The following is a 16,568-nucleotide window of genomic DNA, read 5'->3' as shown; positions in this document are numbered from 1 at the left end:
CCTGTGCCATGCTGATCAAGAACCTTTTTTTTAAACGTGCCGGCAAGATACAGGCCTTTATGATCACCCGTTTGCAGGCAGATGAGATTGCCGAGCGGGTGATGCTGACAAGCGGCCCTTACAGTTTCGATATCACCCGCCAGCATGGGATGATCTGCCTGGCCCCGTTTTGCATGGCCGTTTGGTTGCCGCAAAAACAGGCGGATATGGCCGATCTCCAATTTTCCAAAATTGAATTTATAAATGAGGATACGCTTAATGCACGCATCTGGGTCTCATTAATTGAACAGATACAGACGGAGCACGGGGTTTTATTGCTTTATAAGATTCTAAAAGTCGGCAATTATCAGCTAAGCATACTGCATCGCCTGGTATTCTTCGGCTATTTACTGCGGGCGAAGAACAATACCTACCATCACCGCGAAGTGATCAGCGCATTATATTCTTACCCACGCAGCATTATCATTGTATCGTACCGCGATGCCGATTATTGCAATATCTTCCCGATGGATATCCATAGTTATATCGAAGCCGAGGGATTATACCTGCTTGGGTTGCGTACCACTAACATCACGCTTGATAAAATACTTGAAGCAAAAAAAGTGGTTATCTGCGATACCAGTAACGTAGATATCGATACAGTTTATAACCTGGGCAAGCACTCCAGCAAGGTGCCTACGCCTGTAGGCCAACTAAGCTTTGGTGTATCTAACAGCGAGATGTTCGGTTTCCCGGTGCCCGAATTTTCGGGTTGGTATAAGGAGGTAGAGATCGTTCATCATCAAAAAATGGGATACCACATGCTGCTGCTTGGCAAAGTGGTAAATAAAAGAGTGATCAGGCAAAACCCGGCATCGCTGTATCATGTAGGCTTTTTGCAGGCGCAACAGGGTAATTACAAAAGCATGGAGGGGCTATTTTAAAACACACAGCGATGATTTACGTTTTCCTCGGCTATTACTACTCGCCCGGCTTTGATACCCCGCAAAGCTGGATCAACCGGATAGCGCCTTATGCCGGTATGCCTGAATGTCTGTCCGAGACCGATACTGTTTATTACATTAAGCAAATTGATTATGTTGGCGAATACGTTCACAAGGACGTAAATTACCGTTTTGTAAACCTCAACCGCGAGAAAACCCATTTCCCCTACCGGATACACAAATATGTAAAAAAGCTAAAGCCCGATGTTGTTATCATCAACGGTTTGCAGCATCCGCTGGAAATTATGCAACTGCGACTGATATTGGGAAAAAAAGTAAGGATCATCATACAACATCGTGCCGAACGGCCGGGCAACGGAATAAAAAAATATATCAACAGGGTATCCGACAAAAGCATAAATGCCTACCTGTTCGCATCGAAACAAATGGGCGATGAGTGGCAGAGCAGCGGCAATATCAGCCGGGCTGATAAAATTCACGAATTAATGCCGGTTTCGTCAGTATTCGCGCCGGTTAACCGGCAGGCGGCTCTATCAAAAACAGGAGTAAACGGGCAACCCTCGTATTTGTGGATAGGTAACCTCGATAGCAATAAAGATCCCTTAATGGCCATCAAATCATTTTTACGCTATCTGGAGATACACCCTGCGGCTAAATTGTACCTTATCTACCAAACCAATAATCTGTTGCCTGCCATTAAGCAACTGCTTGATGCCGCTCTGCACTGTAGGAAAAACATCATACTGATAGGTAAAGTACCTCACAACGAATTATTATACTGGTTCAACAGCGCCGATTTTATTATCTCCACTTCACATTACGAAAGCGGCGGCGCGGCGGTTTGCGAGGCCATGTCATGTGGATGCATCCCTGTAATAACCGATATTCCATCTTTCAGGATGATAACCGATAATGGAAACTGCGGGATATTGTATGAAGCCGGTAAGGAGGATGCGTTGTTCTGCGCCCTGCAAAAAAGCAGGCAAATAGATGTGCAACAAAAGCGGGCCGAGGTTTTAACTCATTACAACGCCACACTTTCATTTAAAGCCATTACAACGCGCTTTAAAGCGATAGTAGAAGGACTAACCGCATAAAGGTCGGCTATCCGCCTGGCGATATCGTTAATATCATAAACAAGCATAGGCGAATAAATGGTACTGGTATCCTTTAGTATATCATGGGCTATATTGGCCATGGTTAAAGTACTATCGGCGATGTGCCAGTTGGCAATTTCAGCGTCCATCGGTTTCACGAAGCTGATCACCTTCGCACCTGCATACAATGCTTCCAGGCAAACCATGCCCAATCCCTCGTAACTTGAAGTATGCAGGAAAATCTTCGAACGCTGCATTTGTTTGAGCACATCTGCATGCGGCAATTCGCCTGCAAGCGTAATGTGCTCGTCCATTTTTAACCGTTTGATCATGCTTGTCAAGCGCGTTCTATCCGGCCCCTCGCCGCATAAAACAGCTTTAATATTGGGGTTCTGCCGCCTTAAACGGCAAACCACTTCTATAAACAAATGGTATTGCTTCAGCGTGATCAGCGATCCTGCTGCTAAAATATCGATATCGCGTTCTGAATTTCCGTTAGCAAACATAGTGGTATCCAGTCCACCGGGGACAATATGCTTCGGCATCATCCCATAGTTAATGTATATGCTTGAGGCTATAAAGTCAGATAAGGCCAGCATCGATTCGCCATGCAGGCGGGCTAGTTGATAATAACGGTTAGTTGGTTTGGCATCCTGGCCCAATATCCAGCAATAATGTTTCAGATGATGTGTTTGTGCAAAGCGTTCGCCAATAAAGGCACATTCGCCCAGCCAAAAACTCAGGATTCCCTGTATATTTCTTTTTTTATTGATACCAGTCAGCGCCGCCCAAATCTTAGCCCAATTATAAGCACGTAACACATTGCCCCTGCCCCTGCCGCCAAATGCCATCACCGGGATGCCGTGCCAGCTATAATTTCGCTTTTTAAAAGGGTATTGAAAGGCGATGATCAGCAATTCCAGTTCGGGGTGGTTTTGCTTGATGGTTTTCAGCAAGACCTGTTGTAATGGCAGGCACGTGGTATCCCCCTCATCCTTAGGGAACCCCGGACTTAATATTACCAATGTTTTAGGTTTAGCGTTCATCAGGCTAAAATAATTTTATTGCAAAAGCACAAACTTGCTTTGTTATGCGTTATTAAAAGCACCATTATACCCTTAGTATTATCGCTGCCTAAACGGGTCAATATTTCCCGCTCAGCATCCTCGTCCAGTTCGCTAAATGGCTCGTCAAGTATCAGCAGATCGTGATCATGGTACAGCGCACGTGCCAGTGCAACCCGCTGTCGTTGTCCCCCGCTGATGTTCTTACCGTGCTCTTTTATTAATTTATCTATTCCCTCAGGGAATGTATTTAAAAGCACATCCAAACCACTTATCTGCAAAGCCTTATCCAGCCTTGCTTTATCAAAACCATCTTCTGTTAAAGTAATGTTCTTCAGGATGGTATCATTAATAAAAAAAGCTTGTTGCTTTACATACGCTATCCTTTGCCAGTAGGTTTTACGATACGCGATATCACTAATTTCGTTATTTATAAATATCAAACCACTATCCTGCTGCAAAAATCCCAGCAATAAATTAATAATAGTTGTTTTACCGCGACCGGATACACCAGATATCCCGGCAATATCGCCGGGTTGCAACCCGAAGCTTAGGTTATCCACCACATTATGGTCCTTAAATTTAAAGCTAATATTATCAAAGCGGATATTGTTTATTCCGGAACTCCTCCCTGATGTCGTTACATTTTCCTTTGGTAAAGCTTCATTTGCAAGGTCATCCAAAATGAAGCTATACGTTTTCATCTGTGTAACGCTGTTCAGTATGCGCACCGCACCGGGGATGATCTTGTAAGCCGCAGCCATAAACACACCGATGGTTAGTACATCAATAGTATCCCTTCCGCTAAAATAACTGTTGATCACCACCAGGATAAAAAAGCCCAGAAGGGCAAACACTTCTATAAACCGCGACGATGAACCCTGCAAAGTTTGCTGGGTAGCGATGTTTTGATTAAGCTGTTGCTGATGCTGAAGATAGCGTTTGATGAAGAAGCCTGATGCATGATAAACATTCCCCTCTACATAACCAGCCAGTGATTCGTGCAGGTATTGCAACGCCTTTGCGCTGCTTTGCTTGATCTGTACACGTACCTTTTTAAGCTGTCCGCGACTAAACCAGCCTAATAAAATTACAGGTGGCAATAACAATAGCAGCAATAATACAAACAGCACCGGGTGATATAATAAGATGGCCGAAACGGTAAAAATAATGAGCATCCCCTGCGCGATGATCTGCTGCAGGTTAGTTAAAACATAGCTACTAAACTCTATTGGCACATTGCTGATATGCCTTGCGCGGATGGAGGAATCCGTATGCACATAATCTGCATAACTGCCATTAAAATAGTTATTTATATTTTTTTCAGATAACCTTGACGATACCCTAAACACGTAATTATGCTGGCATTTTAATATCCATACCCCTGCAATGTTTTTAAACGTGTACAGCACAAGAAAGGCGCCGGTTAGCATTACTGGTTTTTGGATGATAAGCTCCGCATAATTCGCAAAGCTACTTCCCACCGTATTGCCACCGGTATAAACACGGATGATAAACAGCAACGCGGCTAAAAAGGCCACATCGGCCAAACTCATCAGCAGGTCGAGGCCGGCCATTGCAAATAATTGCCTCCGCTCCGTTTTGGTGAGTATACTAAATAGCCGGGATAAAACTACCTTCAAAACAATGATAACTATATTGCCTATTACTTTTAGTTATTACGGTTTGCGTTTGGTTATAGTTGCCCATAGTATAAAGTTAAAAGTGATCACGTCGGTGGCTATATCAAAAAAGCCTTACGATGTTTTCAAAACTTCGTAAGGCTTATAAACGGTGCGTCATCAACAATAGCTAAGAATGACGGTTTGGAAATAATGCTTAATACCCCTCGCTCACCACTACCTCATCCTCTACCACAACTGGCGGGTTAGTGCCTGTCTTTTTATCCACCATTTTACTCACCCGGTACAGCAGTAGAATGCTGATGATGGATATCACCACAATAACATACCCCACCACATTATAATTTTGCAGCGGACTGAACTTGGTGGGTTGCAACACGATCATCCCGGCAACGGTGGCTGCAATACCTCCCGCAATTTGCTGTAACGATGAATTAACGCTCATAAAGGCGCCACGGTCTTCCATATCGGGCACCGAACTGATGAGCGCTGATGACGGGATCATACGGGTTAACACACCGGCCATCATCAATACGTTCAGTACAACTACCAGCCAAAATGGGGTTAAGGTAAGATTGGTATAAACCACACACATGATCATCGTCCATACCGATGCGATAAGGTATAATTTTATGCGGCTGATCTTATCACTCAGTCGGCCAACCAGCGGCATCACAATAAGGGAACTGATGCCCGATATCATAAACAATAAGGGTAATTGCGCATTGGTTACGCCCAGGTTGTTGATTGCAAAGGCGCTGCCGAATGGCATCATCATAAAGCCGCCGATGCTTAACAGAGCGGTAGCCATAAAGCCCACGCGGTACTCGCGACGGGCAAGCGTATGCCAAAGGTGAGTTAATACCGATTTATCGTGCTGCAGGGCCAGGTGCTTATCAACGGGCTGCATCTTCAGCATAATTACCAGCGCTACTAAAATAGCCAGGCCGCCCACCATAAAGAACGGCATTTCCCAGCCCCAAAGGTTGGCCAGGTATAAGCCGATCGGGATACCTAATACCTGGCTGGCGCCAAAGCCCATTTGCAGGTAACCCATCACACGCCCACGCTGCTGAATAGCGAACAAGTCGGTAACGATGGCCATGGATATAGAGCCAATAACCCCACCGAATAAGCCTGTAACAATACGCGCGGCCACCAGTTGGACAAAGGAATGCGATAGACCGCAGAATATACTACCGGCAATAAATCCGGTGTAAAAGAATAACAGCAGCTTTTTACGATCGAATTTATCGGCGAAGCCGGCTGTAAGTAACCCCGAGATACCAGCGCTAATGGCATAAGCCGATACGGCCACACCAAAGGCAGATGGCTTCAGGTCCATAGATTTCATCAGCATATCGCCCAGTGGCGACATCACCATAAAGTCCAATATCACCGTAAACTGGGTGATGGCCAATAAAAATAACACCAGCTTTTGATAGCCGGTAAATGGTATAGGTTCTGTTTGTTGTTGTTTCATTTGTGTTTTAATTTTTTTAGATCAATTCACAGCAGATATAGCCCTTAGAATTGATACGGTCGATAATTTGTTGTTGCTGCAGTGTGCAACTCACCACGCGCAGCACCTTGTCCTCGTCTTCGGTGTCGAGGGTCCACCCTTCTATGGCAACATCGCCGTCCAGCAACTCATGGATGGTTTGCCTGTCAACATCGGTGCAAATGTTGGTCTTGAATATGTGTATGTGATCAAAGTTTTCCATACAATTAGTAAATAAATGTTCATTCATTAATCAGGCATAAAAAAATTGTTAATTCTTTAAGCCTTTAACAACCAGATCGAAAGTTTGCCAAAGTATATCGTCGGTCATAGTAAATGGTTTTCCGCCAATGCTTTGCCCCTCCATGTGAAAGCGTATCAATGCGTACAATGGCGCAAAAGCCACCGACCAATAGACCTCGAAAGGCATTTCGTTTATCTCGCCGCGTGCTACCGCATTATCCATAAACTGACCAACGATAACCTTAAACTTGGACAAAAACTGCTCAACAAATTTTTCCTGGTAACTTGATGAGCGCACCTGGTCAAAAAACGTGCTCATGTTGGGGCGCGCCATCATGTGCTCGTAACGGTTGCGCCATTGTATACGCAAGCCCTCTTCAAACGAGAGTTCCGGATCCAGGTCGCGGATCATGGCATCCCCCATTCTGTCGCCTTCTTCCAGGGCTATTTTCAGTATAAGGTCATCCTTATCCTTGTAATAGATGTACAAAGTGGCTACCGATATCCCACACATCCGGGCCAGTTTATTCATACTAAAGCCCTCCAGCCCATCTTTTACAATGCACTCAATGGCCTTTTCCTTTACCAGTTCTTCCTTTTCTGTATCTCTTGTACGCATATTTCGTTACAAATATAAATGAATGTTCATTTAGTTATAGAGTATTTTTATAAAAAAATTCCTGGCTATTATTCGCGTCAGCGCTTAATCAATTAACTCCGTCATGTTGAGCATAGCGAAACATCCCCGATTAGCAAAGCGGTAATGCATAGCCCGGGATTTTTCGTTTCATTCAAGAGGCAGTTCTTCGCTCGCGTTAGAATAGCGGGTTGATTTTGTAAAAAGCGCTAATTGGGGTTCAAGCTCAACTTCAACCCAACAACACTCGAGTTACTTCTTCAACACATCCACCCCGGCAGCCCACTTCTGTTGCCATTGCGGGTATTTATTCAGCACCTGTTGCGGCGAATAGGTATACCAGCCATAGCCATCCCTGCGCTCACGATCAACTTCGGCAAGCGAATACACCACCTTGCTGTCGCGATTACAAAACAATGGGCGATGCGTTTTTAACTCATAATAGCGTGTCCATATTGGAGGTGCAGTGTTATCGGTCACCACTACCCTGTCGCTTACAGATACGCGGAATGGTGTAACCATCCGGGGGGCAGCGATGGTATTCACCCTTGTATTCAAGATCTTCGATTCGTTAAACCAGGCTACCGCGTTTTGTATGGCGTCCACTACCTCCTTTTTCGGATGGTCAATATTCATCAGGAACAGCACCAGGTCGGCGCTTTCCTTATTGCAAATGCTTGGCGGTTCAAACTTGCGGGCCCAGGCGGGTTGCAGGCTAACTTCATCATGCTGCTGGCACCAGGCGGTGGGCTTGCCGTTATCCACTATCTGTGCTTTTAAAACACATTGAATCCCTTTATCATATGCTTCGGCCAATTTTGCCCGGGTTTTAGCATCGATAAAAGCGTACTGCGGTTCATTATCCTGCACATCCTTTAACAACTCCACGATGCCCTCAAAAACGCCGTCATTAAAGGTGATACAACGGCTATAATTATTTTCCAGCGGGTAATATTGTGGCCAGCCACCATTTTTGTATTGTGATTTCAGGATAAAATCGAAACCCTTCAAAGCCGCTGTTTTGTACTTCTCTACCTTGGTTACGGTGTACACGCTGGCCAATACGGCTATTTGGGTATAAGTGCTGCCGTTATCGTAGGTGGTGTGTAACTCGTTACGGGCAGCAGATACGCTATCCTTTTGATCATCGGTCAGTACAGCGAAGATATCGTAGTTCTTCGGCCAGCCGCCGTTGCTTTTTTGAAACAGCAGTATATTATCGGCAATCCTGGTGATCTCGGTCGGGTCGTACTTAGGTCGTCCCGGGCGCGCGTTGATCATGTTATTCTTATCGAATATGGCATACCAGTGCCCGGCATTATCGGCAAATGGCGCCGGATCTACACGGGTATATTTATAATTGGCCGCAACGTCCTGCGCGTAGGTTAAGGAAACAAAACATGTAGTAATGACAATTATTGCAACAACTACAAAAGCACTACTACCAGAGGGGTATTTAAGGTATTTCATACAAAATTAAGGTTATAACAATTTGGTAAATTTAATGGATTAGCTATTAAACAATCGATTTCAGTGGTAACAATTTGGCGACTATTCATCCAATGATCAGAAAACAAATCAGGCAAGGTAGTGGCGATGTAGGGAACGGTAAATATCACAGCTTACACCTATCCCAATAGATTTGCAGCCAAACAATTAAACCTGCTCACCATGCGGCAATTACCTAAAAGACTGCTATCTATCGATGTGCTGCGTGCTATCACCATGATGTTGATGATATTTGTCAATGATGCGGACGGTATCCGAAACATCCCGGGCTGGATCGGGCACGCTGATAACTATCCGGACGCGCTTGGTTTTGCCGATATCATCTTCCCGGCGTTCCTGTTTATCGTAGGCTTGTCGCTGCCATTCGCTATTAAAAACAGAATAAAAAGCGGCAAATCGTTTTTTAGCATCCTGATCTACATCCTTACCCGTGGCGCGGCGCTGCTCATCATGGGCTTCTTCCACGTAAATCTTGATGATTATAACAGCCGGGCCGCCATCATGTCGAAGCCGGTTTGGGCCATCCTTTCTAACCTGGCCTTTTTCATGATCTGGCTGGATTATCCCGAAACTTTAAGTAAGGCCAAGCAATATACGCTTGTTGGCACAGGTATCGCTACGCTGATCTTTCTCGCTGTCATTTTCAAAGGCGGCGAGGGCGACGACCTACACGGCATGGAAGCCTCGTGGTGGGGTATCTTAGGCATTATCGGCTGGGCCTATTTAGTTTGCGCGCTGGTTTACCTGTTATCAAAAGGCCGGATTGTGGTTTTGATCATCGTTTTTGCCGCTTTATTGGGTATAAATATCGCACTGCATGCTCATATTATGCATGGCTGGTTCCCGGTTATTGGCGATGCATCGGCGGCGGCATTGGTAATGGGTGGCGTGGTGGTTACCGAAGTTTTCGGGATGCTGCTGGAACACGGCCAAACAAACCGTGTATGGTGGTTCTTGTATATTTCGGGTGTGATTGCGCTTGTTTCCGGGTTTATTATACGGCCTTACACGGGTGGTATCTCTAAAATTCATTCCACACCATCATGGGTGCTTATTTGCAGCGGCATCACTATCCTAAGCTTCGCAGTGCTGGTCTACGTGGTAGATATCAAGGGCAAAAAAGATTGGTTTAAATTTATTAGTCCGGCGGGTACAAATACGCTTACCTGCTACCTGATCCCGTATCTGCAATACTTCATTTTTAAGTTATGCCATATCAGGTATGCTCACTTCATTAATACCGGCGGATTAGGGTTATTACGCTCGGCAGTTACATCGCTCATCATCATCTGGTTAGTTGGCTTAATGGAGAAGCGCCATTTGCGACTGAAGATCTGACACAAAAAAGCCGGAGAGTTATTACACTCCCCGGCTACCAATTTATAATAAACCAAAATTTAGGCCATACAGTATATGAAAAGAAGATGTACGGGCCGAAAAATTTTACTGATCCAAATATGATCATCCCCTTTGATAAACATCTTTTTACATCGCCCTACTTTACCACTACCTATATTTTTTAATGAGAACCTTAACTATACTCACCTTATTTTTTGCCTTGTTGTGCGCCATCGCCACGGCGCAACATAAGCCCCGCTTCAAAGCCCTGGCCATTGCAGAAACCGGCGGAGGCCATGCTAAATTTGATTCCGTGGCCAAAATATGGCTCAATAAATTGGCTATCGACAGCAATTTTACCATCGATTATATCACCGATACCAAACCCATCACCAAGGCTTATTTAAGCCAATACCAATTGTTCATCCAGTTAGATTACCCTCCTTATCCCTGGGGCAACGAGGCACAACAGGCCTTTAAGGATTATATCAAAAAGGGAAAAGGTGGCTGGATAGGCTTTCATCACCCCACATTGTTAGGCGTGTTTGATGGCTACCCGATGTGGCGCTGGTATTCGCGGTTTATGGGGCATATTCAGTTTGAAAACTACATTCCCGGCGGTGCTACAGCAACACTAAACGTAGAGGATGCATCGCACCCGGCCATGCAGGGACTGCCCTACTCCTTTGCAACCCGCGACCAATGGTACACTTACAATAAAAGTCCGCGCGGCCATGTACATGTGCTGGCCTCTATCGACGAAAACACCTATCCGTCCACCGTCAAGGTAAAAATGGGTGACCACCCGGTGGTATGGACAAACCAGCATGTAAAAGCCCGTAACATCTACATTGCCATGGGCCACTACACTGAACTGTTGAGCGATCCGATTTACACCAATATGGTTCGCAACGCCTTGTTTTGGGCAGTCGGCAAATAAGGCACCCTGTTAGCGGCACACTACATCAACACTACAAACCATTTGCAAAACCCTACAAAATGATCAAATAAGGCGTAAATTATGTTCAGGTGTATTAATGCTTAGCACTACATCGTAAAATCATTATTAACTTTCCTGCTTTAAACCCAATCGCGTTACCGGCAGAATGAAGAAGTTACTTATAGCATTTGTAGTGTGCCAGGCCTTATTGCGTATGGCATTGGCCCAAACCACCATCGGCATACCAGCTATAAAAAATTATACCCCTACCGATTATAACGCCAGCACCCAAATTTGGGATGCCAACCAGGATAAGAACGGCATCCTGTACTTTGGTAACCAGGATGGTCTGCTCACCTTTGATGGTAGCTACTGGAAAACCTACCCCTTACCTAATAAAGGCGCGGTAAGGGCGCTGGCTATCGATCCGGCAGGCCGCATTTTTGTGGGCGGACAGGACGAGATCGGTTACTTTTTCCCCGATGATAACGGCATCCTGAAATTCCACACTATTAAAAACCTGCTGCCGCAGGTGGCACGACAGTTTGCCGACATCCTGACCATCATTGTCGGCAAAAACGAGGTTTTCTTTCGTACTGTGGAGTGTATTTTTCAGTACGATTACAAAAGCATGAAGACCTACGATACCTACGGTGGCTGGCGAATGATGAGCCTTGCCGGGGGACGGCTATTTGCCGACGACCGCGAGATGGGTTTAATGTGGTTTAATAATGGCCGTTGGCAGCAACTCAATAAGCAGTTATCGGCGAAGAATATCAATATAGCCGGAATTATCGGTTATCACGGCGATACGTTAATGGCCGCCTCTGTTAAGAATGGCATCTTTTTGATTGCCGGCGATGAGGTGATCAAAAAGCCAACTGCTATCGACGCTGTTTTAAGCAGGGAACGTGTCAATTGCCTCCGTAGCCTTGGTAACGATAGCTATGCCATCGGTACAACTGCCCAGGGTTTGTTTATTATTAATGGACAGGGCAAACTTACAGAACATTTTACCAGCGGCGAGGGTTTGCAAAACAATAATATCCGTAGCGTATTGCTTGACAGGGACCGCAACCTATGGCTTGGGCTGGAGAACGGGCTTGACCTGGTAAATTACAATACGCCGGTAAAGCACATCTATCCAGATAAAACCAATCCCTTAAAAAGCAACGCCATTCACATCTTTAATCAACGGCTTTATATCGGTACGTCAAACGGTTTATACAGTGTGCCTTTAGATATGCGGCAAAGCAATATCAGCAACAACACCGGCGCTTTTACGGAAGTGCCCGGCACGAAGGGGCTGGTGTGGAGTTTAGATGAAATTAATGGCCACCTGCTGATGGGACACCAGGATGGACCTTTTGTTATCAATAACAATTCGGCAACATCTATCTCGACGGGTCAGGGCGCCTGCCAGATCAAGCTTATACCAAATACCGGCGATTTGATAGTAGGCACCTATGTAGGCTTGCAGTTGTTGAAATACGCCGAGGGCAATTTCACTAACCAGGGCATGGTTAACGGCATTTACGAATCGCTGACGAACATCGCGCTTGACAGAGATAATGTAATTTGGGCCAGCCACCCCTATCGTGGTATTTTCAGGCTACAGGTATCGGCCGACAGGAAGCGGATTATCCGCAATACCACTTATACCGAAAAGAATGGGCTGCCGTCAATCCTCAACAACCGGGTTTATTTTATTAAGGATAAACTGGTTGCGGCTACACAAAAAGGCGTTTATGAATACGATAAGGATAATAATCGCTTTGTAACCTCCGCATTTTACCAGCATGTATTTGACAACGCGTCGGTAGAATATCTTACCGAAGATGCTCAGCATAACATTTGGTTTATTAGTAATCAACGCGTCGGGGTGATCGACTTTCATAAACCATCGGGGAAGAATAATTATACGGTCACCTATTTTTCTGAACTGGCGGGGCAAACCGTTAAGGGTTGGGAATATATTTACCCCTACAATGCCGAAAACGTACTTATCGGGTCGAACAACGGCATCTTTCATTTAAACTACAGGCAATACGCCAGTACCGGCACCAAATTCAACGTACTGCTTACCACAGTAAAAGCCATTGCCGAAAAGGACAGTTTGATCTTTGGCGGATATTTCGGCCCCGGTAAACAGGCAATACCCGAATTATCCAATCATTGGGATTCATTCCATTTTGAATATTCTACAACGCTGTATGCGCAAAAAAGCAACCAGGAGTTTAGTCACAAGTTGATTGGTTTTGATAAGGATTGGTCGGTATGGTCGGCTAAAACGGAGAAGGATTATACTAACCTTCCCTACGGTAGGTATACCTTTTCGGTAAAGGCACGCAATAATTTAGGGGCGGCATCGCAGGCGGTCAACTATACTTTTATCGTTCAACCGGCCTGGTATCAAACGGTTTGGGCCTGGATGTTTTACTTATTGCTGTTAATATTCGGCGTTTACGCGGTGATCCAATACCTGCGCCGGCGCATTGATCACCATAGGGCTATACATGAGAAAGAGCAGCAACGCCAGAGTTATCTGCACAGCCTTGAACTGGACAGGAACGACAAGGAAATTATGACGCTGAAGAATGATAAGCTGGAAACTGAACTGAACTACAAGAACAAGGAGTTGGCTACGATTACCATGCATCTGGTAGATCGTGGCCGCACTATGCTGAATATCAGGGAGGAATTAACAAGCCTGATCAAAAAGCAGAATATGCCTTCGCTGGCGCACGAGTTTAGGAGTGTATTTAAACTTTTGAGCGATATTGATAAAAAGGACGATGACTGGAACAACTTCGCCATTTACTTTGACCAGGTACATAACAACTTCCTTTCGGTAATGAAAGCGAAGTACCCGTCTTTAAGTCCCACCGACCTGAAACTGTGCGCCTACCTGCGATTAAACCTTACGTCAAAGGAAATTGCCCAGTTACTTAATATATCGCTCAAAGGCGTGGAGATCAGCAGGTACAGGGTGCGTAAAAAGCTACAATTATCTACCGAAGTTAATCTGTATAACTTCCTGCTGGAGGTAACCAATTAACCTGCCTCATCATCCTGTTTGTACCTTACTCTCCAGCTCCTATCCTATCTTTTAGGGTGATTAGTTGTAAACGTACTATCGGTTATGCATGTAGTACCAATAAATGCAAAGCATCCCTACAAACCAATAGCCATGTAGTAATACCCCGCTTTTGCCCTACATGTTTTTGAGGGGCTTTTGTAGTGGCGGAAAAACAAAAAAAATGAAAATATTTTTTTGTGATTTAAACGCAAATAAAAAATCGGGAAAGGCGTAATCACAAATCAAATATGGCCCATTTAGCCTGATTTAAGACTTTTTTTAGGATTGCTTCTTAAGCGTATCAATAAAAATCATCGTAAAAAATGAGTGTACTAAACACACTTGCGAATGCCATTATTAGAGCTAATTTTACCATACAATAAAGGAAAACAGCAGGCGAAAATGGCACTATACACGTCTCTTTTTCCGGTTTAACCAGTTACCAATTTTTACGCTTTATATAAAAAACACCGGATAGCAAGCCGCGCAAGTGGCATTGTTATGCAAACAGTTTATAAACCTTTTAGCACATGCGTTCGTATTTTAAAACCATTAAAAAACTTACAAGCCTAACCGCCTTGCTGGTTATTTGTTTTTTTATGCCAGATGTTTATGCCCAAAGCAACAGCAAGCCGGTAATTATTGGTTATGTAGGCGGTTATCGTGGCAAAGTGATCAATATGGACCTGATCTCTGCTGCTAAGCTTACCCATGTTAACTACGCCTTTGTAAATGTGCAACACAACCGCGCTGTATTATCGCGCGAGCGCACGGATACCGTTAACCTGAAGAATTTAAGCTTGCTGAAAAAGAAAAACCCTGATATCAAACTATTAATATCCATAGGTGGCTGGAGTTGGAGCGGCAATTTCTCTGACGCGGTACTATCCGATACATCGCGCCAGGCCTTTGCCCAAAGCGCTGTAGCGATATTAAAGCGCTTTGATCTGGATGGCATCGATATCGACTGGGAATACCCCGATATGAATGGCGCCGGAAACGTTCATCGCAAGGAGGATAAACAGAATTATACACTGATGTTCGCCGAATTGCGCCGGCAACTTGATATGGCCGGAAATCAATCAGGGAAGAAGTTATTGCTAACCACCGCCGTTGGTGGCTTTAAGGCTTTTTTGGATCATACCGAAATGGGCGTGGCCGTGCAGTACATCAACTATATCAACCTGATGACCTACGATTACTTCGGTAACAAAGTGGCGGTGCATCATACCAATTTGTTCGCCTCATCTGATAAGGACAGGAACGATAATGCTGATAAGGCAGTCAAGGCTTTTATAAATGCAGGTGTGCCGGCTAATAAACTGGTGATGGGCGTAGCTTTTTATGGCCGTGTATTTCAGTTAAATAGCACTGCGTCCAAAGGCATTGGCGATAGCACTACGCAGCACTTGCGCCAGGCCGATTATTACTTTATAAAGGATAGCCTGGTGAATAAAAAGGGATACGCGATGTACCGGGACACCATGGCCAAAGCCCCCTATCTGTTCAACAGCGAAACCCGGCAATTTATCACATATGACGATGAATGGTCGGTTGACAACAAATGCAAATACGTATTGGATCATCATATGGGGGGCGTAATGTTTTGGGAGTACGATTCTGACCCGAAGGATTACCTGCTCGACCAGATCAACGCATCGTTCAAAATAAAACCCAAGCCCATAAACCCATAAACCATAAATATGAAGAAAACTTTTACAAAACACAATTTGCTTAAACTCCTGTCGCTTATGCTACTGTTGGGCATTTGCTGCGGTGTTTACGCGCAAAAGCCTAAGTTTAGGGTAATTGCATTTTACACCGGCAAAGCAGATTTGGCGCATATCAGCTTTGTTCACGAGGCCAACAAGCGCTTCCCTGAGCTGGCTGCCAAATACAATTTCAGCTACGACTCTACCAATAACTGGGATAACATGAACGCCAAGTATCTGGCGCAATACCAGGTGATCCTGTTTTTAGATACCCGCCCCGAAAAACCAGAACAACGCGCCGCCTTTGAAGCCTTTATGAAAAGCGGCGGCTCGTGGGCAGGCTTCCACTTCGCGGCATTTGCCTTAACACCGTCGGCTGTGCAACAAAACTGGGATTGGTACCATAACGAGTTTTTAGGTTCGGGCCAATATGTGAGCAATACCTGGCGACCAACATCTGCCATCCTGCGTATCGAGGATAAAAAACACCCGGTAGCCAAAGGCATGCCGGCAACCTTTAAAGCATCGCCAAACGAATGGTATCGTTGGGAAAAGGATCTGACCAAAAACCCTGATATCTCCATTATCTGCGCTATCGACTCGACCAGCTTCCCGCTGGGTACAGGGCCAAAACAGCATGAGATATGGCACAGTGGCCACTACCCTGTAGTATGGGCCAACAAAAAGTATAACATGGTTTATTTTAACATGGGCCATAACGATATGGACTATGAGCACAAGTATGATAACACCAATAAAACCCTTTCGAGCACCTTCGGCAGCGAGATGGAGGAAAAGCTGATCGTAAACACCCTGCTATGGCTGGGCAGTAAAAAGAAGACAAACTAAATACTATACCAA

General features: G+C 45.0%; 14 protein-coding genes. 8 read left to right on the top strand and 6 right to left on the bottom strand.

Translation table 11 applies throughout. The features are described 5' to 3' along the window. The first annotated feature begins 8 nt into the window (after positions 1–8). Both HQ865_RS09150 and HQ865_RS09145 read left to right on the top strand, forming a co-directional pair. The gene (locus HQ865_RS09150) at positions 9–923 is read left to right on the top strand and encodes a hypothetical protein (protein ID WP_173414605.1); all 915 of its coding nucleotides are present in this window, start codon (positions 9–11) and stop codon (positions 921–923) included. Between the two features lie 11 nt (positions 924–934). Further along, positions 935–2,041: a glycosyltransferase family 4 protein gene (locus HQ865_RS09145; RefSeq protein ID WP_173414604.1), complete on the top strand. Its 1,107-nt coding sequence runs from the start codon at positions 935–937 to the stop codon at positions 2,039–2,041. Here HQ865_RS09145 and HQ865_RS09140 read toward each other — a convergent pair. Both HQ865_RS09140 and HQ865_RS09135 read right to left on the bottom strand, forming a co-directional pair. Beyond that, positions 1,969–3,087: a glycosyltransferase gene (locus HQ865_RS09140; protein WP_173414603.1), complete on the bottom strand. Its 1,119-nt coding sequence runs from the start codon at positions 3,085–3,087 to the stop codon at positions 1,969–1,971. The two genes, HQ865_RS09145 and HQ865_RS09140, sit on opposite strands and share 73 nt — an antisense overlap. Next, complete coding sequence (locus tag HQ865_RS09135) at positions 3,087–4,682, bottom strand: ABC transporter ATP-binding protein (RefSeq protein WP_173414602.1); 1,596 nt, start codon at positions 4,680–4,682, stop codon at positions 3,087–3,089. The genes HQ865_RS09140 and HQ865_RS09135 overlap by 1 nt, the downstream gene beginning before the upstream one ends. 70 nt (positions 4,683–4,752) lie before the next feature. On the opposite strand from HQ865_RS09135, the gene HQ865_RS26050 reads away from it, so the two are divergent. Continuing rightward, a complete protein-coding gene (locus HQ865_RS26050) occupies positions 4,753–4,887 on the top strand; it encodes a hypothetical protein (protein WP_262889724.1) in 135 nt (44 codons plus the stop codon). Between the two features lie 57 nt (positions 4,888–4,944). On the opposite strand, the gene HQ865_RS09130 is transcribed toward HQ865_RS26050, so the two are convergent. The 4 genes from HQ865_RS09130 to pelA all read right to left on the bottom strand — a co-directional run bounded on the left by HQ865_RS09130 (position 4,945) and on the right by pelA (position 8,599). Then, a complete protein-coding gene (locus HQ865_RS09130; RefSeq protein WP_173414601.1) occupies positions 4,945–6,231 on the bottom strand; it encodes an MFS transporter in 1,287 nt (428 codons plus the stop codon). A gap of 16 nt (positions 6,232–6,247) precedes the next feature. Beyond that, a complete protein-coding gene (locus tag HQ865_RS09125) occupies positions 6,248–6,472 on the bottom strand; it encodes a hypothetical protein (protein WP_173414600.1) in 225 nt (74 codons plus the stop codon). Between the two features lie 48 nt (positions 6,473–6,520). Then, positions 6,521–7,111 (bottom strand): TetR/AcrR family transcriptional regulator, encoded by a 591-nt coding sequence (locus HQ865_RS09120; RefSeq protein ID WP_173414599.1) that lies wholly within the window; start codon positions 7,109–7,111, stop codon positions 6,521–6,523. A gap of 270 nt (positions 7,112–7,381) precedes the next feature. After that, the gene (pelA, locus tag HQ865_RS09115; protein WP_173414598.1) at positions 7,382–8,599 is read right to left on the bottom strand and encodes a pectate lyase; all 1,218 of its coding nucleotides are present in this window, start codon (positions 8,597–8,599) and stop codon (positions 7,382–7,384) included. A 201-nt stretch (positions 8,600–8,800) separates the two neighbouring features. Between pelA and HQ865_RS09110 the strand changes: the two genes are divergently transcribed. From HQ865_RS09110 to HQ865_RS09090, 5 genes are all read left to right on the top strand, one after another. Then, positions 8,801–9,976, top strand: a complete 1,176-nt coding sequence (locus HQ865_RS09110; RefSeq protein ID WP_173414597.1) for a DUF5009 domain-containing protein — start codon at positions 8,801–8,803, stop codon at positions 9,974–9,976. Positions 9,977–10,160: 184 nt separating this feature from the next. After that, a complete protein-coding gene (locus HQ865_RS09105) occupies positions 10,161–10,916 on the top strand; it encodes a ThuA domain-containing protein (protein ID WP_173414596.1) in 756 nt (251 codons plus the stop codon). Between the two features lie 166 nt (positions 10,917–11,082). After that, complete coding sequence (locus HQ865_RS09100; protein WP_173414595.1) at positions 11,083–13,974, top strand: two-component regulator propeller domain-containing protein; 2,892 nt, start codon at positions 11,083–11,085, stop codon at positions 13,972–13,974. A gap of 551 nt (positions 13,975–14,525) precedes the next feature. Beyond that, complete coding sequence (locus tag HQ865_RS09095) at positions 14,526–15,689, top strand: glycoside hydrolase family 18 protein (RefSeq protein WP_173414594.1); 1,164 nt, start codon at positions 14,526–14,528, stop codon at positions 15,687–15,689. 9 nt (positions 15,690–15,698) lie between these two features. Beyond that, positions 15,699–16,556, top strand: coding sequence for a ThuA domain-containing protein (locus tag HQ865_RS09090; RefSeq protein ID WP_173414593.1), 858 nt, complete (start codon positions 15,699–15,701; stop codon positions 16,554–16,556). Positions 16,557–16,568 lie beyond the last annotated feature (12 nt).

Source organism: Mucilaginibacter mali (assembly GCF_013283875.1).
Lineage (GTDB): Bacteria > Bacteroidota > Bacteroidia > Sphingobacteriales > Sphingobacteriaceae > Mucilaginibacter > Mucilaginibacter mali.
This window is presented reverse-complemented; position numbering and strand designations above follow the sequence as displayed.